General features: G+C 63.2%; 20 protein-coding genes and 1 other RNA gene (1 of these 21 running past the window's edge). 7 read left to right on the top strand and 14 right to left on the bottom strand.

Going from position 1 to position 23809, the window contains the following annotated elements; all coding sequences use genetic code 11:
- The 7 genes from AXF13_RS02420 to AXF13_RS02390 form a co-directional block, all read right to left on the bottom strand.
- A protein-coding gene (locus AXF13_RS02420; RefSeq protein ID WP_062251514.1) for a TRIC cation channel family protein crosses the window boundary here: on the bottom strand, positions 1–562 show its 5' portion. Its footprint begins 71 nt before the window's first position; only the first 562 of its 633 coding nucleotides appear in the window; it begins with the start codon at positions 560–562; its stop codon lies beyond the left edge, outside the window.
- A 180-nt stretch (positions 563–742) separates the two neighbouring features.
- The gene (gene rny, locus AXF13_RS02415; RefSeq protein WP_062251513.1) at positions 743–2302 is read right to left on the bottom strand and encodes a ribonuclease Y; all 1560 of its coding nucleotides are present in this window, start codon (positions 2300–2302) and stop codon (positions 743–745) included.
- 206 nt (positions 2303–2508) lie between these two features.
- Positions 2509–2691, bottom strand: a non-coding RNA gene (ssrS, locus tag AXF13_RS02410) — 6S RNA.
- A 12-nt stretch (positions 2692–2703) separates the two neighbouring features.
- The gene (zapA, locus tag AXF13_RS02405) at positions 2704–2976 is read right to left on the bottom strand and encodes a cell division protein ZapA (RefSeq protein ID WP_008685524.1); all 273 of its coding nucleotides are present in this window, start codon (positions 2974–2976) and stop codon (positions 2704–2706) included.
- Between the two features lie 6 nt (positions 2977–2982).
- The gene (locus AXF13_RS02400; protein WP_062251512.1) at positions 2983–3228 is read right to left on the bottom strand and encodes a cell division protein ZapB; all 246 of its coding nucleotides are present in this window, start codon (positions 3226–3228) and stop codon (positions 2983–2985) included.
- Positions 3229–3538: 310 nt separating this feature from the next.
- Positions 3539–4891, bottom strand: coding sequence for a bifunctional UDP-N-acetylglucosamine diphosphorylase/glucosamine-1-phosphate N-acetyltransferase GlmU (gene glmU, locus AXF13_RS02395; protein ID WP_062251511.1), 1353 nt, complete (start codon positions 4889–4891; stop codon positions 3539–3541).
- A gap of 160 nt (positions 4892–5051) precedes the next feature.
- The gene (locus AXF13_RS02390; protein WP_062251510.1) at positions 5052–5531 is read right to left on the bottom strand and encodes a helix-turn-helix domain-containing protein; all 480 of its coding nucleotides are present in this window, start codon (positions 5529–5531) and stop codon (positions 5052–5054) included.
- A 299-nt stretch (positions 5532–5830) separates the two neighbouring features.
- Here AXF13_RS02390 and AXF13_RS16995 point away from each other — a divergent pair, with 299 nt between their 5' ends.
- Together AXF13_RS16995 and AXF13_RS02385 are read left to right on the top strand one after the other, a co-directional pair.
- Positions 5831–5977, top strand: coding sequence for a hypothetical protein (locus tag AXF13_RS16995; RefSeq protein ID WP_190276371.1), 147 nt, complete (start codon positions 5831–5833; stop codon positions 5975–5977).
- 49 nt (positions 5978–6026) lie between these two features.
- A complete protein-coding gene (locus tag AXF13_RS02385) occupies positions 6027–8879 on the top strand; it encodes a response regulator (protein ID WP_062251509.1) in 2853 nt (950 codons plus the stop codon).
- Between the two features lie 148 nt (positions 8880–9027).
- On the opposite strand, the gene clpB is transcribed toward AXF13_RS02385, so the two are convergent.
- From clpB to AXF13_RS02350, 7 genes are all read right to left on the bottom strand, one after another.
- Positions 9028–11631, bottom strand: coding sequence for an ATP-dependent chaperone ClpB (clpB, locus tag AXF13_RS02380; protein WP_062251508.1), 2604 nt, complete (start codon positions 11629–11631; stop codon positions 9028–9030).
- Between the two features lie 152 nt (positions 11632–11783).
- Entirely contained in the window at positions 11784–12098 is a 315-nt protein-coding gene (locus AXF13_RS02375; RefSeq protein WP_008685517.1) for a chaperone modulator CbpM, read from the bottom strand.
- 17 nt (positions 12099–12115) lie between these two features.
- Positions 12116–13054, bottom strand: a complete 939-nt coding sequence (locus AXF13_RS02370) for a DnaJ C-terminal domain-containing protein (RefSeq protein ID WP_008685516.1) — start codon at positions 13052–13054, stop codon at positions 12116–12118.
- 270 nt (positions 13055–13324) lie between these two features.
- Entirely contained in the window at positions 13325–14425 is a 1101-nt protein-coding gene (secF, locus tag AXF13_RS02365; protein WP_062251507.1) for a protein translocase subunit SecF, read from the bottom strand.
- Between the two features lie 101 nt (positions 14426–14526).
- Positions 14527–16107, bottom strand: coding sequence for a protein translocase subunit SecD (gene secD / locus AXF13_RS02360; protein ID WP_062251506.1), 1581 nt, complete (start codon positions 16105–16107; stop codon positions 14527–14529).
- Between the two features lie 184 nt (positions 16108–16291).
- Positions 16292–16648, bottom strand: a complete 357-nt coding sequence (gene yajC, locus AXF13_RS02355) for a preprotein translocase subunit YajC (protein WP_062251505.1) — start codon at positions 16646–16648, stop codon at positions 16292–16294.
- Between the two features lie 85 nt (positions 16649–16733).
- Positions 16734–17513: an alpha/beta hydrolase gene (locus AXF13_RS02350; RefSeq protein WP_062251504.1), complete on the bottom strand. Its 780-nt coding sequence runs from the start codon at positions 17511–17513 to the stop codon at positions 16734–16736.
- 99 nt (positions 17514–17612) lie between these two features.
- Here AXF13_RS02350 and AXF13_RS02345 point away from each other — a divergent pair, with 99 nt between their 5' ends.
- From AXF13_RS02345 to AXF13_RS02325, 5 genes are all read left to right on the top strand, one after another.
- Positions 17613–18935 carry an amidohydrolase family protein gene (locus AXF13_RS02345; RefSeq protein ID WP_062251503.1) on the top strand — a complete coding sequence of 441 codons (1323 nt, stop codon included), beginning with the start codon at positions 17613–17615 and terminating at the stop codon, positions 18933–18935.
- Between the two features lie 192 nt (positions 18936–19127).
- Complete coding sequence (locus AXF13_RS02340) at positions 19128–19391, top strand: PxxKW family cysteine-rich protein (protein ID WP_008685503.1); 264 nt, start codon at positions 19128–19130, stop codon at positions 19389–19391.
- A gap of 234 nt (positions 19392–19625) precedes the next feature.
- The gene (locus AXF13_RS02335; RefSeq protein ID WP_062251502.1) at positions 19626–20870 is read left to right on the top strand and encodes a M20 family metallo-hydrolase; all 1245 of its coding nucleotides are present in this window, start codon (positions 19626–19628) and stop codon (positions 20868–20870) included.
- Positions 20857–22803, top strand: a complete 1947-nt coding sequence (gene mnmG / locus AXF13_RS02330) for a tRNA uridine-5-carboxymethylaminomethyl(34) synthesis enzyme MnmG (protein ID WP_417926383.1) — start codon at positions 20857–20859, stop codon at positions 22801–22803. Before AXF13_RS02335 ends, mnmG begins: the two co-directional genes overlap by 14 nt.
- Before the next feature lie 68 nt (positions 22804–22871).
- Positions 22872–23807 carry a PilZ domain-containing protein gene (locus tag AXF13_RS02325; protein ID WP_062251501.1) on the top strand — a complete coding sequence of 312 codons (936 nt, stop codon included), beginning with the start codon at positions 22872–22874 and terminating at the stop codon, positions 23805–23807.
- The last annotated feature ends 2 nt before the right edge of the window (positions 23808–23809 follow it).

Genomic DNA, 23809 nt, shown 5'->3' with positions numbered 1-23809 from the left:
CATATTCCCATTGCGCGCCGGACAGAGCCCAGCCCGAGGGCCGCCAAGGCAACCGCGCAAGGCCGATGGTCAGCATGCCGCCCAGAGCGGCGGCCGTGGCGTACCAGGACTCTTCCACGGCGCGGGCGGTGTCGCCCAAGGCCATATCGCGCAGCAGGCCGGGAGCCAGACCGGCCAGCAGCCCCAGCACCAGCGCGCCGGCCGCGCCCAGTCCCAGCGTCAGGCCGCGCATGGCCCCCAGGCAAGCGGCAAGCGCCAGGCCCAGGCTGTCCAGCCAGAAAAACAGGCCCGCTCCCTGACGCCGCAACCCGGCCAGCACGGCCCCGGCCAAGGCACCCGCCACCACCGCGCCCACGAAAGCGCCCGAGGCGAGCAATTCCGCACCGGAGCCGCCGCCCAGGCACTCCCGCAACAGGGGACCGGCCAGGCCGCACAAGCAGCCAAGCACCGCCGCTCCACTTACATGACCGCCGAAAAGGCGGGCCCGGCAAGAAGCGGCGGCAGCCAGCAGGAAAGAGGCCGCCAGATCAAACGATCCGAACCAGAAGAAAAATCCGCTCATCTCAACGCACTTCACCGTTCATGTCACGCGCCGCTGCGTCCAGGGCATGGCACCGGAACAGTTACACATTTTCTAAAGTGAAATTGCCCTAAAAAGCCCGCCGGTGCGGCATGCGCGCGAGCGACTGCGCATATGCCGCACCGGCGGGCGATTACGGGCGAGTACAAAGAGACATTTACCCTATTTGGCGAAGCCCACCGCCCGCCGCTCGCGGATGACCGTGACGCGGATCTGGCCGGGATAGGTCAGATTCTTTTCGATTTTTTCCGCGATATCCTTGCAGAGAATGTAGGTGGTGTCGTCGTCCACGTTTTCGGAATTGACCATGACCCGGATTTCACGCCCGGCCTGGATGGCGTACGCCTTGGTCACGCCGTCGAAGCTGGTGGCGATGCCTTCCAGATCTTCCAGGCGTTTGACGTAATTCTCCAGCAATTCCTTGCGTGCGCCGGGCCGCGCCCCGGAAATGGAGTCCGCGGCCTGCACCAGCACGGCCAGGGCCGTGGAGGGCCGCTGATCCTCGTGGTGGGCGGCGATGGCGTGGATGATTTCCTGGCTCTCGTTATACTTTTTGGCCAGATCCGCGCCGATCAGGGCGTGCGGCCCCTCCACCTCATGGTCCACGGCCTTGCCGATGTCATGCAACAGGCCGGCGCGCTTGGCTTTTTTGACGTCCATGCCCAGCTCGGCGGCCATCATGCCGCAGAGCGCGGAGACTTCCAGCGAATGCTGGAGCACGTTCTGGGTAAAGGAAGTGCGGTAGCGCAATTGCCCGAGCAAACGCACGATTTCAGGATGAATGCCGTGCACTCCGGCGTCGAAAGTGGCCTGCTCGCCCACTTCGCGCACCTGGGTGTCCAGCTCTTGCTCGCACTTCTGGACGATATCCTCAATGCGGGCCGGGTGAATGCGGCCGTCCTGGATCAGGCGCTCCAGAGCCATCTTGGCGACTTGGCGGCGCAGGGGACTATAGGCGGAAAGGATGACGGTCTCCGGCGTGTCGTCAATGATCAGGTCCACGCCGGTGGCGGCCTCCAGAGCACGGATATTGCGGCCCTCGCGGCCGATGATCCGGCCCTTCATGTCCTCGCTGGGCAGGGGCACGGCGGTGACCGTCTGCTCGTTCACATAGTCGCCGGCATACCGCTGGATGACGTTGCAGAGGATTTCCTTGGCCTTGCGGTCGGCGGTTTCGCGGGCTTCCATTTCGATCTGGCGGATCATCCGTGCCGATTCGTGACGGGTTTTCGCCTCAATTTCCGAGAAAAGGCGCGTCTTGGCCTCCTCGGCGGTGAAGCCCGCGATCTGGGCCAGCCGCTGCTCCTGCTCCTCAATGCGGGTCTGCAAAAATTCCTCGGATTCGGCCAACTGGCGTTCCTTGCGGGCCAGATCCTTTTCCGTGCCCAGGAGCTCATGCTCCTTCTCGGTGGCCTTTTCCAATTTTTCCTCAAGGCGGTCGCCCAGCTCGTCCAGCTTGCGCTCTCGGATTTTGACGTCGCGTTCCCGCTCCTTGAATTCGTTTTCCAGCTCGCGTTTCTGATTGAACAAGTCATCCTGGCCCTGGAGCAAAATCTCCTTTTTCTGGGCCTGGGCCTCCTTACGGGCCTCTTCCACAATGCGCTTGGCCAACTCATCGGCGTCGCCGATGCGCTTGGTGGTCACCCGGCGGTGAACCAGCGCGCCGACCGACACCCCCACCAGGACGGCCGCCGCAAGCGCGAAAATGAACAAAAGATCCATGAAACCAGCCTCTCTTTATGAATACGGGCATGGCGCCCGGCAGACACCGGCAGCCGCGAAAAACCGCGACCGCCGCAGCGGATTGCCCGGAGAGCTTGGACCCTGTGGCTGGCTGCCGGAGAATACCGGCACGAAGGATGCGTTGCGCGAAGAGAGCGGCCCGAAATAAATCCGCCCGCTATGAACAATCCGTAGGAAAGACTGGCGTAATCCCCAGAGCGCCGTGTCATGTCTGCGGTGCAGAACCTGGTTTCCCAGGTCGGGCACCCGTATGCTTTTCTCAGGCTTCCCGCGTAACGCGAGCATGCACACAAAAAGCAGAGACGGCACCCATTTTTATGCTTGTCAGGTTAGCACCGAGGCATAAATCACGCACACCCCAGGGAAATCGTCAAAAGAGTCTACACGGACTCCTCTATTTTGGAAAGCAGGGAATTGATGCGATTCTGCACATCACCCAGCCTTTTCTTCGACTGCAACAGATCATCCGCCAGGCCAAGGGCCAGGAAGGTCAGCAAAATATCCTTGCTTTGCCCTCCGTGGGACCTCAGTTTCTGGTCTGCAAACCGTTCTTCCACCAACCGCACGGCACGTTGCACCCGCTCCATGTCGGCACCCGGCTTGAATGCGATATCAAGCCCGAGAACAGTAAGGTTGATGTTTTCCTGACTCACAAAAACCTACTCAACGCTGTCATGCTCTTGAATCCTGTGCAACAGGGCGTCAATGCGCTTGAGCGCTTCGACGCGCAGATTTTCTTCCTGCGCCAGAGAGTCATGCAGCTTGCGGTTTTCCTCTTCCAGAACGGCCTTTTCCGCCACAATGGCGGAGGCTTCGGCATGAAGACGCGTATTCTCCGCCCTGAGGCGGTCCAAGCGGTCCAAAAGCTCCGCAATCTGCGCTTCAAGCTGCTCCAGAAGTTCCATGACTTTTAGATAGCACCGCCCCCCGACCTTGGCAAGAAAGGATGGCCCGGGCGGATAAAAAAAGCCGCCGCCCGTGGCTTCGCGGGCAGCGGCGATATGTGCGGGAAAGGTTGCGGAATGGCGTCACGCGGCGATATGGGATATGGCGTCCTCACCTCATAGAGCAGATCAACTTTTCAAAGTTACTTTGCTCTATATCCCCTGCGGGGCAAATTCTTCTGCCGCCCACGGGCTGCGGCAGCCGTTACGCCCAAGGGGCGTTACGGATGGCGACAGCCAGCCCCTTGCGCCACAGCACCGCGCCATCCCGCTATCCCCTGCGGGGCAAATTCTTCTGCCGCCCACGGGCTATGCCCATTTCGCCGTTGGGCACGTCCTTGGTGATGACCGAACCCGCGCCCACCAGGGCGTTGTCGCCCACGCTGACCGGGGCCACCAGGGCGGTATTGCTGCCGATAAAGGCTTTTTCCCCGATGTTGGTCTGATACTTGTGCTTGCCGTCGTAATTGCAGGTGATGGTGCCCGCGCCGATATTCGCGCCCGCGCCGACCCGGGCGTCGCCCAGATAGCTGAGGTGGTTGGCTTTGGCCCCCTTGCCCAGACGGGCCTTTTTCAGCTCCACGAAGTTGCCCACGTGGGAGTCGGCTTCCAGTTCCGCGCCGGGGCGCAGCCGCGCAAAAGGCCCCACAAGCGCGCCCTCGCCCACGCGAGCATCCTCCAGATGCGAAAAGGAGCGGATTTCCGCGCCCTCGCGGATCAGGGAGTCGCGCACCACGCAGTGCGAGGCCACGGATGCGCCGCGCCGGATCTCGGTCCTGCCGCAGATTTCACAGGGGCCGCTCAGTTCCGCGCCGGGCTCCACCCGGGCCAGGGGGCTCACCCGGACCAAGTCCGGCGCGTGCAGAATCACGCCCGAGGCCAGCAGTTGTTCCGTCGTGCGGGCGCGCAGCAGTTCTTCCAGGCGGGAAAGTTCCAGCGGGGAGTTGACGCCCAGCAGACTGTCGTCCCGGCCGCATTCCACGCCGCGCACCGTATAATTTTCCGCCACGGCCAGACCAATGATGTCCGTGATGTAGTATTCGCCGCTCTTATTGTCGTTATTCAGGCGCGGCAGCAGCGCCTCCACGGCGGCCAGGCTGAGCCAGTACATGCCCGCGTTGACTTCGCCGCTTTCCGGGCCATGGCGGGCCGGATCGTAATCCTTGGCCTCCACGATGCCGAGCACCCGGCCCTGCTTGCGCACCACCCGGCCGTATGCGCCGGGATTGTCCGGCACGATGGTGGCAAAGGACAGATCCGCGCCCGCGGCCTCAGCCAGGAAATCGCGCACCAGGGCTTCGGAGAGCAGCGGCGCGTCGCCGTTGACCACCAGCAGATGGGTGCAGCCCGCTTCGGTCAGCGCGGGCAGAGCCTGCATCAGAGCGTGACCCGTGCCGAGCTGTTCGGTCTGAAAAACCAGGCGGGCGTCCGGAAAGGCCGCCTCCACCATCTGGGCCCGGTGTCCCACCACCATCCAGACATCTTCAGCAAAAACCGGCCGCAGGGCCGCGCGCACATAGGCCAGCATGGGCTCGCCCAGAATCGTCTGCAAAACCTTGGGCCGGTCCGAGTGCATGCGGGTGCCCTTGCCCGCCGCCAGAATGAGAGCCGCGTTTTTCGGCATACAGAAATCTCCTTGCGCCGCCGCGCGAGCGGCGAAACGGAATTGCGCAGGCAGAGCAATAGCGTCTTCGGCGCTAAACGGCAAGCCGCGGCAAGCACAGCTGGGAAACGCCGTCCCTGATCCGGACGAACCTCATAGCAGACGCTTCCGGCGGGCCGCTTCAACCGGCTCGTTCAGAAAAGTCCACAGACCCTTTGCCGATAAAACGCTCTTCCAGACGGGCCAGGCGTTCACGCAGATCCGCATTCTGCCGCCAGAGTCGGCGGTTTTCATCCCAGATTTGGCGAAGCTGTTCCACGGCATCGTCACGCTGGAGCTCCGTCCGGTTCAGCTTTTCCTCCAGCTTCAGACAGCGCGCGCAACCTGCCTCCACCACTCCGGGAAGAGCAGCCGGAGACGGTAACGTGTCCGAGGCGGCATGGGCAGCCTCCGCGCCTGGGCGCATGGGTCCCACGCCTGTCAGCAGCCAGCGGGGTTCAATATTATAGCATTCGCATATAGCTATAATAAAAGTCGAACCCGGCATCTGGGCGTTGCGCTCATACGCGCCCACCGCCGCCTTGCTCACACCGAGCCGTTTGCTGAATTCATCCTGGGAAACAGAACCTCGGACGAGCTTCAGCCTTTCACCAATGGTCATAGGCTTCCAGCGGTTTCGTCCGCGAGCCGAAACAGGGCCCCGTCCAAATGCACGGGTCATGGGCCATGCCAACTTTAATTAAAGCCGAATAGATATTTTTATATTGACTATGGCTATTATAAAAGCTAGTGTCGTCTCACGGGCGGTTAAAAGTTCGGATTGCAACACACCGACTTTACCCGCCCCTCCGGGGGAAAGCAATCGTGTCTCCCTCAGCGGACGGGCAATTCTTTGTCCGTCCGCGCTGCGCAACATGCTTGTCTGCTTCCCGCCTTTTTTACCGCGCCAAGGAGGAAGCCATGCGTCTGGCCTTGGACTGCGCGCTCACGGAACGCGGCTTCCATTCCGGCGTCCCCGCACACAAGCCGGATACTCGTCTTCAATGGAAATTTTACGCCGTGGCGTTTGCCTTTCTGATAGTTTCAGATGAAAACGCTTGGAAATAAGGCACGAAGGCAGCCTCACACTCCACAGGCGGTTTCAGGAGCAGAGCGCATGGCAATTTCCATTGACACGCTGAAGCGTCTTTCCCGGGACCAGCGCAATTTTTTTCTGATTTTCGGCCTGCTGGGCCTGGGCATCCTGATGGGCATCAGTCTCGTCTACCTGGAAATATCCGACATCCTGCGCGGGCAGGCCGAGCGGCGCAGCTATCTGCTGGCACAGACCGCTTCGGACAAGGATATCATCCTGCGCAAATGGGTCGCCGGTCTGGGCGGCATCTACGCGCCGGTGACCCCGGCAACGCCGCCCAATCCCTGGCTGCCCGAAGCAGGGCGCGATTTCACCCTGCCCGGCGGCATGCGGGTCACCAGGATGAATCCGGCCTATGTGACGCGCCTGGTACATGCTCTCTGGCGCGAACACAGCGATATTCCCAGCAGGATCGTCAGCGCCAAGCCCGTCAACCCGGCCAACCGGGCCCTTCCCTGGGAGGCCGCCGCGCTTGGGGACATTGAGCGGCGCGGCGGCAAGGAATATTTTATCCTGAGCGGAGATCCCCAAAAAGGCCAGGTACTGCGCCATATGGCCGCACTCAGGGTGGAGCAAAGCTGCCTGGCCTGCCACACGGCGCAGGGCTACAAGGAGGGCGACATCATCGGGGGCATCAGTTCGGAAGTGGCCACCAGCCGCATGTCCACCGGCGATGCGGCCATCAAACGAACGCTGCTGGCGGGTTTTTCCACGGCGGGCGTGGTCGTGCTGTTGCTTTTTCTCTGGGGGGGGCATGCGCTTCTCCAGAATATCGCCCGGCGCGACAGAGCCGAGAAAGAACTCCGCGCTTTTGCCGCCACCCTGGAAAGCAAGGTCGAGCAACGCACCTCGGATCTGCGCGAGGCGGAAAAAAGCGCTCTGGCGGCCAAAGAACAGGCCGAGGAAGCCTCCAGAGCCAAGAGCGACTTTCTGGCGCGCATGAGTCATGAAATCCGCACGCCCATGAACGCCATTCTGGGCATAACCTATCTCTGCCTGCAAACCACGCGCGAAAACAAGCAGCTGTATTATCTGCACAAAATCCTTTCAGCCGGGCGCGGGCTTCTGGGTATCATCAACGACATCCTGGATGTCTCCAAGATCGAAGCCGGGAAAATGACTCTCCAGAACGAAGCCTTTGCCTTACAGGAGCTGGTGGAAAATCTCAGCGATCTGTGCGGAGCCCTGGTGGGCGGCAAAAATATCGAAGTGCTTTTTCACGTGGACCCCAACATCTTTGTCACTGTGGAAGGCGATCTTTTGCGGCTGACGCAGGTGCTCACCAACCTTCTGGGCAACGCCGTCAAGTTCACGGAAAAGGGGCGGGTGGTGCTGCGCATGGAAGAGTTGGGCCGGAGCGCGGACACGATCACCCTGCGCATATCCGTAAATGATACGGGTATCGGCTTGGCGGAGGAAGAGCAGGCACGCCTGTTCAAGCCCTTTGAACAGGCCGACGGCTCCATCACCCGTAAATACGGAGGGACGGGACTCGGCCTGGTCATCTGTCAGCGCTTTGTGCGGATGATGGGCGGCGAGCTTGAGGTGCGCAGCGAACCCGGCAAAGGCAGCACGTTCTCTTTCAGCCTGGCGCTTCCTTATCGGCCGGTCCGGCACGCATGGAACGATCCGGACCCGGCGGGCGCGGAACGCCTCCTGGTGGTGGATGACTGCGAGGCGGCGCGGACCATTCTCCAGGATATCCTGATCCGCTTCGGATTCCATGTGGATGCGGTCGCTTCCGGCCAGGAGGCCCTGGATTGCCTTGTGCGGGCGGCCCAAGCCGATACGCCGTATTCCCTGGTCTTGCTGGATTGGAAGATGCCGGGCATGAACGGCATGGAAGTCGCCGACAGCATCCATAAACTGCCGCTGGAGAGTATCCCGCATCTGCTGATGATTTCCGCGCACGGGCTGGAGGCTTACCGGGAAAGGGGCGAAAACCTGCATTTCGCGGGTTTTCTGGTCAAGCCCGTGAATCCCGTGACGCTCTGGAGCGCCATCCTGAAAGTTCTGGGCAAAAGTGCCGCTCCGCCGCTCCTCGCGGATATGGACGGGGCCGGGAACGGAGGGCTCTCTCAGCGGCGCGGCGCCCGTGTCCTCCTGGTGGAAGACAATGAAATCAACCAGGAAGTGGCAAGCAGCCTGATGGAGCGCATGGGCATGAGCGTGACCCTGGCGGAAAACGGGCTCAATGCCGTCAATGCCTGCAAGGCGAGAACATTCGACATCATTTTCATGGACATCCAGATGCCGGTCATGGACGGCCTGGAGGCGGCGCGCCGCCTCCGCGCGCAGGAAGCCGAGGACGGCGCGGGACCAACGCCGATCATCGCCATGACGGCCCACGCCATGCGGGAAGACCGGGAAAAAAGCCGGGACGCGGGCATGGACGATCATATCACCAAGCCCATAGATCCCGATATGCTGGCCCGGATCCTGATCAAATGGGTAAAACCGCGCGCACAGGCGGCGCACGCGGCGGACCACGACACGGGCTGTCCGGCTTCGGCGGATGCCGATGCCGGGACGATCTTTGACTGGGAGAAAGGGCTGTTTTATGTGGGCGGCGAAGAGCAGCTGCTGGTGAAACAGCTGAAAAACTTTATCCGGCGCTACGCCCACATGCCGCAAACTCTAGCGGAGTTGAGCGCCGCCGGGCAATGGCATGAGGCCAACCGGGCGGCCCACAGCCTGAAAGGCGTCGCGGCCACACTGGGCATGGACGCCCTTTCGGCGTGCGCGGCGGCTCTGGAACAGTCGTATGCCGCGAACACGGCGGACGGCCAAAGCCTGGAAAAGCTGCGGGAGCTGTTGCAGCGCGCCGGCGCGGAAATCAAACAAAATCTGGAAGAAAAGGGTCTTGAGGCCTGAACACGGCGCACCCTGCATGCAAAAGCGGCTTTTCCCCGGATGGACCTCCGGGAAAAAGCCGCTTTTTATCATGCGGTGCTCATGAGGGAAGCAGGCTTTCCCCATGAATCACCTTAAAGCAGTTAACGCCTTTTGTGCGTGAACTGCTCTATTCCGTTTTGAAGACCAGCTTGCCGTCTTTCACTTCCACATGCACATGCTGGCCGTCGCGGATCTTGCCGCTGACCAGTTCGCGGGCCAGAGGCGTTTCCACGGCCTGCTGCAGATAGCGCTTGAGCGGACGTGCGCCGTAGACCGGATCGTAGGCCGCTTCGGCCACAAAGTCGCGGGCTTCTTCACTCATGCTCAGCTTGATCTTGCGTTCCTCAAGCCGCTCGCGCAGGCGCTTGAGCTGGAGTTCCACAATGCGGCCGATCTGATCCCGCCTGAGCGGCAGGAAGACCACGGTTTCGTCCACGCGGTTGAGGAATTCCGGCCGGAAGTGGCCGCGCAATTCCTCCATGACCTGCTCCCGCGCTCCTTCCTTGAGCGTGCCGTCCGGCGCGATGCCGTCCAGCAGATGCATGGAGCCGATGTTTGAGGTCATGATCACGATGCAGTTGCGGAAGTCCACGGTGCGGCCCTGGCTGTCCGTGAGCCGCCCGTCGTCCAGCAGTTGCAGCAGGGTGTTGAAGACGTCCGGGTGGGCTTTTTCGATCTCGTCGAAAAGAATCACGGAATAGGGCTTGCGGCGCACGGCCTCGGTAAGCTGGCCGCCCTCGTCATAGCCCACGTATCCCGGAGGCGCGCCGATGAGCCGCGACACCGAATGCTTTTCCATGTACTCGCTCATGTCCAGGCGGACCATGTTGTCTTCCGTGTCAAAGAGCGCTTCGGCCAGGGCCTTGGAAAGCTCGGTCTTGCCCACGCCCGTGGGGCCCAGGAAGATGAAGGAACCCGTGGGACGCGAGGGGTCGGACAGACCGGCGCGGGCGCGCAGCACGGCATCGGACACGGCGTTGACCGCCTCGTCCTGCCCCACCACCCGCTCGTGCAGTTGCTCGGACAGGCGCAGCAGCTTTTCGCGTTCGGATTCCAGCAGCCGGGTTACCGGAATGCCGGTCCACTTGGCCACGATTTCGGCCACATCGTCGGGGCGCACTTCCTCGCGCAGCAGGCGCGGGGCGTCGCCTTCCTGAGTGTCGCCCGAGGCGTCGGCCAGTTTTTTCTCCAGCTCCAGCAGCTTGGAATACTTGAGTTCCGCGGCCCGGTTCAGATCATAGGCCCGCTCGGCCTGTTCGATGGCCAGCTTGGTCTGCTCGATCTGCTCCTTGATCTCGCGCACGTTGTCGATGGAGCCCTTTTCGCTCTCCCACTGTTTGCGCATGGCGGCCTGCTGGTTGCGCAGCTCGGACAATTCGTTTTCCAGGCGCTCCAGGCGTTCGCGCGAGGCCTCGTCCGTCTCGCGGCGTAGGGCTTCGCGCTCGATTTCCAGCTGCATGACCTTACGGTTGACCTCGTCCAGGTCGGCGGGCAGGGAGTCGATTTCCGTGCGGATCATGGCCGCCGCCTCATCGATGAGGTCAATGGCCTTGTCCGGCAGCTGGCGGTCCGTGATGTAGCGATGCGACAGCACCACGGCCTCCACAATGGCCGAGTCGCTGATGCGCACGCCGTGGTGCACCTCAAAGCGCTCCTTCAGGCCGCGCAGAATGGAGATGGCGTCCTCCACCGTGGGCTCTTCCACCATTACGGGCTGGAAGCGCCGCTCCAGGGCGGGGTCCTTTTCAATATACTTGCGGTACTCGTCCACCGTGGTGGCGCCGATGCAGTGCAGTTCGCCGCGCGCCAGCATGGGCTTGAGCAGATTGCCCGCGTCCATGGAGCCCTCGGTCTTGCCCGCGCCCACAATAGTATGCAGTTCGTCGATGAAGAGGATGATCTGGCCTTCGCTTTTCTCCACTTCGTTGAGCACGGCCTTGAGCCGTTCCTCGAACTCGCCCCGGTATTTGGCCCCGGCGATAAGCGCGCCCATGTCCAGGGCGAAGAGTTTGCGGCCCTTGAGGCCCTCGGGCACGTCGCCCTTGACGATGCGGAAGGCCAAGCCTTCCACGATGGCGGTTTTGCCCACGCCCGCTTCGCCGATGAGCACAGGATTGTTCTTGGTGCGCCGCGAAAGAATGCGGATCACCCGGCGGATTTCCGCGTCGCGGCCGATGACCGGGTCCATCTTGCCCTGGCGCGCCGCGTCCACCAAGTCGCGCGCATATTTGCTCAGAGCCTCGAAGGTGTCCTCGGGATTGGCGCTGGTCACGCGCGCGCCGCCGCGCAGCTCTTCCATGGCTTTGACAAAGCCCGCGCGGGTGATGTTGTATTCCTTGAACACCTGGCCCAGGGGCGAGGAAGGCTCCACTTCGGTCAGCGCGGCAAAAAGATGGTCCACGCTGACGTATTCGTCCTTCATCCGCCGGGCCTCGTTCTGGGCTTCGCCCAGAATCTTGGCCAGACGCGGGGTGATCATGATCTTGGTGGGGTCCATGCCGCCGCCGGAAACCGAGGGCCGCTTGCGCAGCGAGGTTTCCAGGGCCACGGCCAGAGCCTTGGGCTGGATGCCCATATGTTCCAGAATACGGGGGACAATGCCCTTTTCCTGCTGCACCAGGGCCAGCGCCAGATGTTCGGCGTCCGTCTCCTGATGGCCCATGCCCGCCGCGATGGTCTGTGCCTCGCCGATGGCCTCCCGGGCTTTTTCCGTAAACTTGTTGATATCCATAATTCCTCCACACAGTGCCGGGGCTGTCGCGCCCTCGGCGTATATTTCCATCCGGCCGGGCCGGTTGCATAGCCGACCCTCGGTCGGACAAATCTCAATAGATATTGCGCGACGCGGCCGCAGCCCGCCGTCGCAACAAAAATACAAAGGCGTTAATCTTCAAAACCTCGCAAACCGCGCACCGTCCGTTCCAGGACGTCGATGCGCTCCAGCAGGTCCACGATAATGGTGCCGCCCACCACGGGCAGCTCAAAATCGCAGCAGATGCGCTCCAGCTTGCGGACCCGATAAATGTCGGCATCCCGGAACATCCGGATCCGGGTCGCGCTGGTCCGGGTTTCGATCCAGCCCAGCGCAAGCAGCTCCTGAAGACGGTCCGGCGCGACGCCGGTGATTTCCACAAATTCCTCCCAGGCCATGACCGTGGACGGCGCGGGCAGGGAGGGCGATTTTTTGGTCATACTCATAATTCACCTCCACCGGATCAGGCGCGGGCCTTGAAAGACGACACGTCCGCCAGCTTCTGCCAGAGTTCGCGCTCTTCCGCGCTCAATTGGGCGGGCACCTTGATCATCACGCGGGCCAGCAGGTCGCCGCGATTGACGCCGCTGCCCAGGCCTTTGCCGCGCAAACGGAACTTGCGGCCCGAACTGGAACCGGCCGGGATGTTCAGCTCCACCTGGCCTTCCAGGGTGGGCACAGCCACCTTGGCGCCCAGCACGGCTTCCCACGGGGCCAGGGCCACGTCGCAATGCAGATTTTCGCCTTCCACCTTGAACTGGGGATGCGGCAGATAGCGCACCCGCAGGAACAAGTCGCCCGGCGTGCCGCCCGGCGCGGGGTCGCCCTGGCCGGCCAAACGCAGCTTGGCTCCTTCACGGATGCCGGCGGGCACGTTGACCTCCAGGGTCTTGGGCCCCTGCGGCATTTGCAGGGTCACGGTGCGGCGGCCGCCGCTTGAGGCTTCTTCCAGGCTCAGGGGCAGTTCGGCCTCCACGTCGCGGCCGCGCCGGGGCCGGGAAGAAAAACCGCCGAAGGGATCGGGGCCGAAATTCGCCCCGCGCCCGCCGCCCGCGGCCGCGCCGCCGAACAGGGTTTCAAAAAAGTCCGAAAATCCGGAACCGTCAAAACTCTTGCCGTTGAACGTGAAATGCACGTTCTCATAGCCCGGTTCGCCCTGGAACTGCTGGCCGTGCTGCCAGTTGGGCCCGAGCTGGTCATATAGTTTGCGCTTTTCCGGATCCTTGAGGACTTCATAGGCTTCGTTGATTTCCTTGAACTTTTCCTCAGCCTGTTTATCGCCCGGATTGAGATCCGGATGGTATTTGCGGGCCAGCTTTTTGTAGGCCTTGGAAATTTCCTCGGCCTTGGCCTCGCGTTCCACACCCAGAAGCTTATAATAATCTTTATAGGATACTGCCATATTTTGCTCTCCCCCGTACGGGTCTGGCTCTGGAGCCGTGCCGGCGACGACTGTGCCGCACCGGCGGGACGTTGCGCGCTCCCGCGCGTCCCACTCCAATAGAAAGACATAAGACCGCCTGCGCCGTCGTCAATGCTCTCCGTCCAAGAAAGCGTCCGGATCCAGGGCAGCATCAACTTTGCTCTGAAACCAGGGCAGCCCGCCGCGTCCGGACCTGACTCCGGGCGCGGCGGGCTGCCGACAAGACATAACAGGGCTTGGAGGCTGTGGCTACACCACGCCGTGCTCCCCGGGCCGCTCGTACTTTTCCTTTTCCTGGGCCCGGACGTAAAAATCCGTATCGCCCAGACCCAGCAGAATGGCCGAGGACACATAAATGGACGAGGCCGTGCCGATAAACACGCCGATCAGCATGGTCAGCGCGAAGTCGTGGATCACGCCGCCGCCCAGCAGGAAGAGGGACAAGGTCGCCACAAAGGTGGTGCCGCTGGTCAGAATGGTGCGCGAAAGAGTCTGGTTGATGCTCCTGTTGATCAGTGAGGCCAGATCTATTTTGGGCGCGGCGCGCAGATTTTCACGCAGACGGTCGTAGACGATGATGGTGTCGTTGAGCGAATAGCCCACCAGGGTCAGCAGGGCCGCCATGACATTGAGGTCGATCTCCACGTCCATAATGGAGAGCAGGCCCGCCGTGATAAAGACGTCGTGCAGCAGGCCCACCACCGCGCCCAGGGCGAAGTTGAGCTTGAGGAAGAAGCAGACCACCATGGTGATGGCCAGGGCGAACAGCACCAGCCAGCCCATGCCCAGGCCGGTGAAACTCAGCACGTACATGCCGCCCCAGAGAGCCGCGGCCATGATGGCGCCGGCCATCCAGCGCTGCTCGAAACGGCCCGAGATATACACGGCGATGAGCAGCACGGCGTAGTACAGGGCGCTCAGGGCCTTGTTGGTCAGGTCGTCGCCCACCTTGGGGCCCACCACTTCCAGGCGCAGGATCTGGGCCGCGTTGTCCGGAAAGGCCGAAGCCAGAGCGTTGACCACATTGGTGCGCAAAGCCGAGGCGTCGGCGTTTTCCGCGCTGGAAAAGCGCAGCAGATAGTCCCGCCCGCCCTCGCCGAAGCGCTGGGTGGTGATGCCCGGCAGAGCGGGAATGTCCAGACTCTTTTTAAGGGCTTCGTCGTTGACGGGCTTGTCGAATTGCACCTGGACGATAACGCCGCCCGCGAAGTCGATGCCCATCTTGAGCCCGTTGCCCCAGAGCGCCGAAGCCAGACCGGCCAGCAGCAGCACGATGGAGATGCCGTAGGCCCAATGCCGCCAGCCGATGAAATCTATATGTGTGTCATGCTTGATGAATGCAAAGCCCATGATGGTCTCTCCAACGCTCGTGCCGCTTCAGGCGACAGTAAAAACCGCGTTTTTGCCGGAATGCCCCTTTGAAACGTGCAGAGTTTCAAAGGTAATCCGCTCTAGATGCTGATGCCCTTGGGCCCGCAGTGACGCGCCCATTCCTCGAAAATGGCCCGCGACACAAAGATGGCCGTGAACATGGAGGCGATGATGCCCAGGGAAAGCGTCACCGCGAAACCCCGGATGGGGCCGGTGCCGAACTGATACAGAATCACCGTGGCAATGATGGTGGTCAGGTTGGAGTCCGTGATGGAAATGGCGGCACGGTCAAAACCCGCCTTGACCGCCGCCAGCGGCGACAGCCCCAGGCGCAGTTCCTCGCGTATTCGCTCGTAGATCAGCACGTTGGCGTCCACGGCCATGCCGATGGTCAGCACGATGCCCGCGATGCCCGGCAGGGTCAGGGTGGCCCCGAAAGCCGCCATGCCCGCCATGACCATCAGCATGGTGAAACAGAGCATGCCGTCGGCAATGAGCCCGCTGAGGCCATAGTAGACAGCCATGAACAGCACCACGGCGGCCGCGCCCACCAGGGCCGCGCGCACGCCGCTGTCGATGGACTCCTGCCCCAGGGAGGGGCCCACGCTACGTTCTTCCAGCACGGAAACCGGCGCGGGCAACGAACCGGCGCGCAGCACAATGGCCAGGTCCTGGGCCTCGGCGGTGGTGAAGTTGCCGGAAATGCTGGCCCGGCCGCCGCCGATGCGCTCGCGGATGACCGGCGCGGAATAAACCTTGCCGTCCAGCACGATGGCCATGCGGCGCCCCACGTTTTCAGAGGTGGCCCGCTCGAAGATGCGCGCGCCGCGCGCATTGAAATTCAGCGTCACATACGCCTTGTTCATCTGATCAAAGGCGGGCCGGGCGTCGGCCACATCCTCGCCGGTGAGCATGGCGTCCTTTTCCACGGCGATCTGGCCTTCCTTTTTCTGGCCGCCCGGCGTGTTTTCCAGCAGGGGCAGGGAAACCACGCCCGTAGGCAGCACGGCCTTGCCGGGGTCCACGTCGTCGCGCACCAGATGAAATTCCAGATGGGCCGTCTGGCCGATGATCTGCACGGCGCGGCGCGGGTCGGAAATGCCGGGCAACTGCACCTGAATGCGGTTCCCGGCCTGCTTGCGGATGTCCGGCTCGGCCACGCCGAACTGGTCAATACGGTTGCGGATGGTGCGCAGGGCCTGGTCCAGGGCCATGTTTTCCAGGCGCGTCACTTCCGCCGCCGTGAAATGGGCCACATAGCGCAACTGCCCGGATTCGCCCTTGTGCGGCGTGCTCACATCCAGCTGAGGGAAGTGGCGGCTGAGGATTTCCTTCAGCTTGTCCTCATTCTCGGCGCGCGGCAGCACAAATTCCAGAGCCGTGCCGCCCACCACGCGGGGCCGCAGCACCACGACCTTTTCATCCTGGGCCAGACGGCGCAGGTCCTGCCCTGCCAGGGCCAGGGAATTGCTTACGGCCTTGGCCACATCGACGCCCAGCGTCAAATGGATGCCGCCCTTCAGGTCAAGACCGAGATTGATCTTGCTGGACGGCAAAAAACGCTCCAACGCCGTCCCGATGCCGGGCAGGCTCGGCAGCGCGTAAACAAGGCATGCCAGAAACACCACTATCGCAATGGACAAGCGCCAGCGCAGACCCATCGTACACCTTCCACAACAAAGGACTTGCCCGCGCGCGGCGCGGACGGAACACCTGCCCCGTCAACCCGCGCGGCGGGCGCATTCTCCCGCCGGACGGACAAAGAGGCCGCGCCGCCACAGAATACGGCTTGCGCGGCCAACGGAACAGTGACTCGCACGGAGCGTAACAACGCCCGGCGCTGACTTATTTCTTTTCTTCAGGCTTAGCTTCCTTGCCGCCCTTGGCGGGCAGCAGGCCGCCGATGGCCGCGCGGGAAATGCGCAGCTTGGCATCCCCGGATTCCAGCAGCACCTGCTCGTCGTCGATCTCAAGGATGCGGCCGATGAGCCCGCTGGAGGTCAGCACGTGGTCGCCGCGCTTCAGTTCGGACAGCATCAGCTTGTGGGCCTTGGCCCGCTTCTGCTGGGGACGGATCAGCAGGAACCAGAAAATGACGAACATCAGGATCAGCGGCAGGAACTGCATCAGCATGTCCGTGCCGCTGGCCGGGGCTCCTCCGGCCTGGGGCGTGCCCATGGCAAAAGCTACGGATTCAAACAAAGCGCACCTCCATTAAGGTGTGGATGAGGCCCCCGCGCGGACGCCGGGGCCGGGTTGGCGAAATAACAGCGCATCGTTATAGCCTCTACGGCGCGAATGTGCAAGCCTTTGTGGCCCCGGCGACTTCCCGGGCGAAGGCCACGGCCAGCTCGGCTACCCGCTGACGGCTTTCCCGATGGGTCATGGGCAAATGCCCGCCGTGCGGGCTGCGCACGCGCAGAAGGTGCAGATGCGTGCTCAGTGAGCCACAATGCCGCGCCAGATAAAAAGCATTGTACGGGCGGCAACTCGTATCGTTGCGCAGCTGCACAATGCAAAGCGGCGCGCGGATCAGGGGCAGTCCGCGCCGGATGGCGGGCAGGGCCCGCTCCACCTCGGCGAAATGGCGCAGGCAGCAGATTTGCTCGTGCCCCTGCCAGGGGGCCACGGCGCGGGAGGCCGGGTCGCGTTCCGGGACGCGCAGCACGGGTTGCAACCGGGCCCAGAGGGGCAACGCGAAAAAGCGCCAGTCCACAGCGAAAAAAGGAAAATATTTACGGAAAAACAGCGGCGTGGCCAGCGCCAGAAGGCCCGCCGGGGGCGGCAGCTCGCCGCGCGCCGCCGCCTGGGCCACATCCAGAGCCAGAATGCCGCCCAGGGAATATCCCGCCAGCAGCACGGGCCCGCCCTCGCTCAGGCGGGCGTACTCCGCATGGGCAAAGTCGCGCCACAGGGCAAAGGAAGAGGCGAGATATGCCTCCTCCGTACCGCCGTGGCCCGGCAGGGCCGGGGCATGGGCCTCAAAGCCCGCTGCCGCCAGGGCCTCGGCCAGGGGCGCCGTTTCAAATGGGCTGCCGCCGATTCCGTGCAGCAACAGACAACGCACGGCCTCTCCTTTCAGGGGCTTGCCTCCCCGCCCCGCAGGCGTTACCTAGGGAATTTCAACATAGCCATGGCCACGACGACCTCAGACTCGGGACTTCTCATGCAGCACTGCCACACGCTCCTCCACGCCGGAATCCTCGTCACCCAGGACCCACAACGCCGCATCCTTGAAAACGCTTCCCTGGCCATCGCCGACGGGCTGGTGGCCGCCGTGGGGCCGCGCGACGCGCTGAGCGCCGCCTGGCAGGCCGAGCGCGAGCTTGATCTGGGCAGGATGCTCGTTCTGCCCGGCCTCGTCAATGCCCACACCCACGCGGCCATGACCTTTCTGCGCGGCCTGGCCGACGACATGCCGCTCATGGACTGGCTGCAACAGCGCATTTTCCCGGTGGAGGCCAAGCTCACCCCGGAAATCGTGCGCCTGGGCAGCCTGCTGGGCTATGCGGAAATGCTGCGTACCGGCACCACGGCCTGCATGGACATGTATCTCTTTGAGGAAGCCGTGTTCGAGGCCGCGCGCACGGCCGGTCTGCGTTGCGTGGGCGGCGAGGCGGTTTTCGCTTTTCCCTCGGCGGCCTGCCCCGCTCCGGAAGCCGCCCTGGAGGCCACCCGCGCCCTGGCCCAATGCTGCGCGGGCGACGCGCGGCTGAGCGTGGCCGTCAATCCGCACAGCGTCTACACGACCACGCCGGACATCCTTACGGCATGCCGCGATCTGGCCGCCGAGCTGAGCCTGCCCCTGCACATCCATCTTTCCGAAACCCGCGAGGAAACGGAACTCTGCCTCAAGAACCACGGCAAGCGGCCCGTGGCCCTCTGCCGCGACCTGGGCCTGCTGGATTTGCCCTGCACCCTGGCCCACGTGGTGGATGCGACAGAAGAAGAGCTGGACATCCTGGCCGAGTACAAGGCCGTGGTGGCGCACAATCCCTCCTCCAACATGAAGCTGGCCTCGGGCGTGGCTCCGGTACCGGCCATGCTCGAACGGGGCCTGGCCGTGGGCCTGGGCACCGACGGCCCGGCCAGCAACAATCAACTGAACATGTTTACGGAAATGGGACGGGCCGCCCTGCTCCATAAGCTGGCCGGGCATGATCCCACCCTGCTGCCCGCGACGCGGGTGCTGGACATGGCCACTCTGGGCGGGGCCGCGGCCCTGCACGACGCCCGCCTGGGTTCGCTCGCGCCGGGCAAGGCCGCGGACTGCGTGGCTCTGGATCTGGCCTCGCCCAATCTCCAGCCCCTGTACAATGTGGTCTCGCAGACAATCTACGCGGCCACGGGCCTGGAAACCCGCCTGACCATGGTGGGGGGCGAGATTCTTTATCAGGACGGGCGCTTCAGCCGTTTCGACTATGACGCCCTTTGCCGGGAAATGCGCGACCTGCGCGCCTTTGTGCTGCGCGCCGCCGGACTTGCATGACCTAGGATATAAGGTATAGAAATTCACCGGTACCGCTGTCGCCGCCAAAGACACCCTCATAAAAGCCCCGGCCGCCCCTCTTGACAGCGGCCCGCTTTAGCCTATACTTCCCCATCCCGGACGGCAGCCCTCTGCATACTGCCGGTGGGACATTATGAAATTTGGGGCGCTCCGGCGCATGGAGGTTTTGCTATGAGTCCTCTGGAAAATGCCACCAAGACCGCTGAAGGCGTGGTGGTCAAGGGTTTTGTCCTTTCCCCCGTGGTGGAGCAGTGCTCCGGCTGTGATCGCGTGCGCGAATTCGACGGCGAGCAGTTCTGCTCCAGCTATCCCAACCCGGCCAGCAAATGGGTCGGCGGTCGCTGTAATTTCGCCACCCACGTCAAGGCCCAGACGGCTGCGGCGGCGAAGGTGAACCCGTTGAAGGCGTCGAAACGCGCCGCCAAGGGCCGCTAGGCGATATTGGCTTTTTTTGCCGCTGGCGGCGTCAACCTTCGCTTTGTCCTCCTGTCATGTACCGAAAGAGTACACTCCTGTCGGACAAAGTTCGGTTTCCTTGCCAGCGACAAAAAAATCTCAAATATCGCCCTGTCGGGCTGAAATTTTTTGAAGAGGCTGCGCAAGCGGCCTCTTTTCTGATTTTCAAGTTAGAGCATTTCAAAGGTAATCTGTTCTAGGGCGGAAACAGAGATGAATCAAAATTTGGACAGACTGCTGGCCGGTCTGGCGGAACGGGGCGAGCGCGTTGTGGAGCTGCAGAGCGCGCTCACGGCCTGCAAGGCTCTGGGGCCGGACAACGGCGGCCGGGGCGAGCTGGACAAGGTGCGCCGGATCACGGACTGGCTCACGGCCTGCGGCGTGCGCGATCTGCGCCGAATGGACGCGCCGGACAATCGCGTGCCGGACGGCCTGCGCCCCAATTTGATAGCCCGCCTGTCCGGCACGACAAGTCGCACGCTCTGGCTTTTCGGCCATACCGATGTAGTGCCGCCGGGCGATCCCGCCGCCTGGACCTCCGACCCCTGGCGGGTCCGGCGCGAAGGCGACTGGCTCTACGGGCGCGGCGTGGAGGACAATCAGCAGGCCATTGTCAGCATGCTGCTGCTGGCCGAAGAGTTGCGGCGGCAGAACCTGACGCCCGCCCTGGGCCTGGGTTTGGTCTTCATGGCCGACGAGGAATCCGGCAGCGATTACGGTCTGGCCCACGTGCTGGAGCAGGCCCCGGAACTGTTCCGGCCCGACGATCTCTATATCGTGCCCGACGCGGGGTCGCCGCGCGGCGATCTCATTGAAGTGGCGGAAAAAAGTCAGCTCTGGCTCAAGGTGCGGACCACCGGCGCGCAGTGCCACGCCTCCACCCCGCACAAAGGCCGCAACGCCTTTCTGGCCGGGGCGGACATGGTTCTGGCCTGTCATCAGGGCCTGTACGAGACATTCCCCCAGGAAGATCCGCTGTTCAAGCCGTCCCGCTCGACCTTTGTGCCCAGTAAGCACGACGCCAACGTGCCCAGCGTGAACATCCTGCCCGGCAGCGACGTCTTTTACGTGGATTGTCGCCTTTTGCCCGAGGTTTCCCAGGAAGCCGTGCTGGCCAAGGCGCGCGAAATCGCGGCCCGCGTGGCCCAACGGCACGGGGTGGAGATCAGCGTGGATGTGGAGCAGGCCCAGGCAGCCTCGGCCGCTCCGGCGGACAGTCCGGTGGTCCTGGCCCTGGAACAGGCCGTGGAGCGGGTTTACGGCGTCCAGCCCCGGCCCGTGGGCATCGGCGGGGCCACTGTGGCCGCGCTGCTGCGCCGCAAGGGCCTGCCCGCCGCCGTCTGGGCCTGCATCCAGAACACCTGCCACCAGCCGGATGAGCGCGCCTCCATCAGCGCGGCCTGCAAGGACGCCCAGGTATTCGCCCATATTCTCATGCGGCGGGATGCCCATGCCTGACGCCGGTTTTGACTGCATCATCGCCGGCGGCGGCCACGCCGGCTCCGAAGCCGCCGTGGCCCTGGCCCGGCTGGGTTTCAACGTGTTGCTGATCAGCGGCAATCTGGACCGCCTGGGCTATCTTTCCTGCAATCCGGCCATCGGCGGCCTGGCCAAGGGCCACATGGTGCGCGAAATCGACGCCTTGGGCGGCATGATGGGCCTCTGGGCCGACGCGGCGGGCATCCAGTTCCGCACCCTGAACATGAGCAAGGGCCCGGCCGTTCGCGCCACGCGAGCCCAAATGGACCGCGACGCTTATCAGCGCGTCCTGAAAAAAACACTCTACGCCACGCCCGGCCTGCGCCTCTGGCAGGACACGGTCACGGACATCGTCACGGACGCGGGCCGCGTCACGGGCGTGCGCACGGCTCAGGGTCTGGAATTCACGGCCCGGCATGTGCTGCTGACCACCGGCACATTTCTGGACGGGCGCATCCACATCGGCCTGACCAACCTGCCGGGCGGCCGCCTGGGCGACGCCCCGGCCCTGGGCCTTTCCGACAGCCTGCGCGCTTTGGGCCTGGAACTGGGCCGCCTGAAAACCGGCACCACCCCGCGACTTTTGCGCTCCTCCATCGACTTTTCCCGCCTGGAGGAACAGCGCGGCGACACGCCGCCTCCGGCATTCAGCTTTCACGGTCCCGGCCCGGTCCTGCCCCAGGTTTCCTGCCATATCACCTGGACCAACAGCCGCACCCACGAGATCATCCGCGGCGGCTTCGACCGCTCGCCCCTGTTCACCGGCGTGATCCAGGGCGTGGGCGCGCGTTACTGCCCGTCCATCGAGGACAAGGTGGCCCGCTTTCCCCAGCGGGAACGGCATCAGATTTTTCTGGAACCCGAAGGCCTGGACAGCACGGAGGTCTATGCCAACGGCATTTCCACCAGCCTGCCCCTGGACGTGCAGATGGCCATGCTGCGCAGCATCCCCGGCCTGGAGGACGCGGTCATGGCCCGCCCGGGCTACGCCATCGAATACGATTACGTGAACCCCGTGCAGCTGCGCCCCACGCTGGAAAGCAAGAGCGTGCCGGGGCTCTGGCTGGCCGGGCAAATCAACGGCACCTCCGGCTATGAAGAGGCCGCGGCCCAGGGCCTCTGGGCCGCCCTGAACATCGCCCGCGCCGAAAAAGAACTGCCGCCCTTCGCGCCGGGCCGGGACGCTGCCTACATGGCCGTGCTGGTGGACGATCTGGTGACTCTGGGCACCCAGGAGCCCTACCGCATGTTCACTTCCCGCGCCGAGCACCGCCTGCTGCTGCGCGAGGACAATGCCGACGCCCGCCTGACCCCGCTGGGACGCGGTCTGGGCCTGGTGGACGACGCCCACTGGCGGGCCTTCTGTGAAAAAAGGGAAAATGCGGAGCGACTCAAAAAACACCTTGAGAATATGCGTATTCCTTCCGATAAGCAGGATGCCAACAGCGACGCCGCCCTGCCGCCGGGCCGCAGCCTGGAAGACGTGCTGCGTCGTCCGGACATGGACCTGGAGCGGCTGGCAACCGTGCTTGCGGCGTCGCCGGGCCCGCTGGCCGGGTTGGGCGCGGAGCTGGCCGCCGAGTTGGAACGCTGCGGAAAGGCCGTGTACGGCGGCGTGCAGACGGATATCAAATACGCCGGATACCTGGAACGCCAGCGCGCGCTGATCGCGCGTGCGGCCCGATTGGAAACCACGGCCTTGCCCTCGGATTTGGATTATGCCAGAGTGGCCGGACTGTCCCGTGAAGTGGAAGAAAAACTCAGCCGCGTGCGCCCCCTGAACTTGGGACAGGCGGGCCGTATTTCCGGGGTGACCCCGGCGGCGGTGGCCTGCCTGGAAATACATCTGCACAAACTGGGTCTCTTGCGTCCTGTCCGGCGTCAAGGGCGCAGTGGCGACGTTTTTTCGTAATTCCGACCGCGAGCCGAGCGCAGGCTCACGCGCAACGTGTTCCTGGAATCCATTCCGGTGGCCTGATAATGAGCACAGAAGAATACATCCTGATTTTCGGCGTCCTCTTTGTGGCGCTCTGCATCCTTCTCGTCTGCCTGCGCACCAGATTGCAAAAGATCAGGCAGGAGGAACGCCGCAGAAACGTGGTTCACCGGATGCTCGAGACCGCTCAGGAACAGAACGAAATTTTCGATCTGAAAATGCTGGACAGCGAAGCCGGAAAAAACGGCCTGTCCGGCACCCTGGTCAAGCTGACCCCCGAAACCCTGCACATGGAAGTGCTGGCTTACGTCTCCAAGGAATGGACGGACACCCAGGTGGACGTCTATTTTCGCGTCAGCCTGCCGGAAGGCCCGGCCTTCTATAAATTCCGCGCCGCCATCCAAAGAGTGGAAGCCTCGCGCGAAAAATCCCGCGTTTTCCTCACCGCGCCCCGAGACCTGGAAGTGGGGCAAAAGCGCAATTTCATCCGCATCAAACCGCAGAAGGACGCGGTGCGGGTCATCGGCGTCTGGGCCATTGATCCGGGCAAGCCCATTCCCCGCACCACGGCGGAAATCGGCCGTCCGGTCATTCACTACAAGCTGGGCATGAACAACGAGCCCGTGCAGGTGGAAAACATCTCCGCAACGGGCATGGCCCTGCGTTTTCAGATGGAAGACCCGGAAACCCGGCCTGTTGACCTGGACAAAGGTTCACAGCTACTCTGTCTCGTCATTTATGCCATGGACAAAAAGGGCGAGAAGCTTATTACTTTCTGGTGCACCTGCGAGGTGATCAACACCCGCACGACCGAGGCTCCCTCGCCCGCTCTGATTCTGGGGGTGGAGTTCACCAACTGGGCCGTGCTGGAACAGGGCAAGTCCGAAATCCACTGGTTTCACAGCTCCACATCACGGGGCGTGGGGCCGATCACCCAGTGGGTCATGCGCATGGATATGGAACAGCGCAAACTGCTCTAGGA

Origin of the sequence: Desulfovibrio fairfieldensis, from assembly GCF_001553605.1 — a bacterium.
GTDB classification, from domain to species: Bacteria; Desulfobacterota; Desulfovibrionia; order Desulfovibrionales; family Desulfovibrionaceae; genus Desulfovibrio; species Desulfovibrio fairfieldensis.
The sequence above is the reverse complement of the archived record's forward strand: the minus strand, read 5'-3'. Positions and strand labels throughout refer to the sequence as shown.

What these genes read in the sequence shown, in the direction of transcription:
- rny (WP_062251513.1), bottom strand. Translation starts at nt 2,302, where the DNA reads ATGGATCTTTTGTTCATTTTCGCGCTTGCGGCGGCCGTCCTGGTGGGG.
- AXF13_RS02400 (WP_062251512.1), bottom strand. Translation starts at nt 3,228, where the DNA reads ATGGAACTTCTGGAGCAGCTTGAAGCGCAGATTGCGGAGCTTTTGGAC.
- glmU (WP_062251511.1), bottom strand. Translation starts at nt 4,891, where the DNA reads ATGCCGAAAAACGCGGCTCTCATTCTGGCGGCGGGCAAGGGCACCCGC.
- AXF13_RS02390 (WP_062251510.1), bottom strand. Translation starts at nt 5,531, where the DNA reads ATGACCATTGGTGAAAGGCTGAAGCTCGTCCGAGGTTCTGTTTCCCAG.
- AXF13_RS16995 (WP_190276371.1), top strand. Translation starts at nt 5,831, where the DNA reads ATGCGTCTGGCCTTGGACTGCGCGCTCACGGAACGCGGCTTCCATTCC.
- AXF13_RS02385 (WP_062251509.1), top strand. Translation starts at nt 6,027, where the DNA reads ATGGCAATTTCCATTGACACGCTGAAGCGTCTTTCCCGGGACCAGCGC.
- clpB (WP_062251508.1), bottom strand. Translation starts at nt 11,631, where the DNA reads ATGGATATCAACAAGTTTACGGAAAAAGCCCGGGAGGCCATCGGCGAG.
- AXF13_RS02375 (WP_008685517.1), bottom strand. Translation starts at nt 12,098, where the DNA reads ATGAGTATGACCAAAAAATCGCCCTCCCTGCCCGCGCCGTCCACGGTC.
- AXF13_RS02370 (WP_008685516.1), bottom strand. Translation starts at nt 13,054, where the DNA reads ATGGCAGTATCCTATAAAGATTATTATAAGCTTCTGGGTGTGGAACGC.
- secF (WP_062251507.1), bottom strand. Translation starts at nt 14,425, where the DNA reads ATGGGCTTTGCATTCATCAAGCATGACACACATATAGATTTCATCGGC.
- secD (WP_062251506.1), bottom strand. Translation starts at nt 16,107, where the DNA reads ATGGGTCTGCGCTGGCGCTTGTCCATTGCGATAGTGGTGTTTCTGGCA.
- AXF13_RS02345 (WP_062251503.1), top strand. Translation starts at nt 17,613, where the DNA reads ATGCAGCACTGCCACACGCTCCTCCACGCCGGAATCCTCGTCACCCAG.
- AXF13_RS02340 (WP_008685503.1), top strand. Translation starts at nt 19,128, where the DNA reads ATGAGTCCTCTGGAAAATGCCACCAAGACCGCTGAAGGCGTGGTGGTC.
- AXF13_RS02335 (WP_062251502.1), top strand. Translation starts at nt 19,626, where the DNA reads ATGAATCAAAATTTGGACAGACTGCTGGCCGGTCTGGCGGAACGGGGC.
- mnmG (WP_417926383.1), top strand. Translation starts at nt 20,857, where the DNA reads ATGCCCATGCCTGACGCCGGTTTTGACTGCATCATCGCCGGCGGCGGC.
- AXF13_RS02325 (WP_062251501.1), top strand. Translation starts at nt 22,872, where the DNA reads ATGAGCACAGAAGAATACATCCTGATTTTCGGCGTCCTCTTTGTGGCG.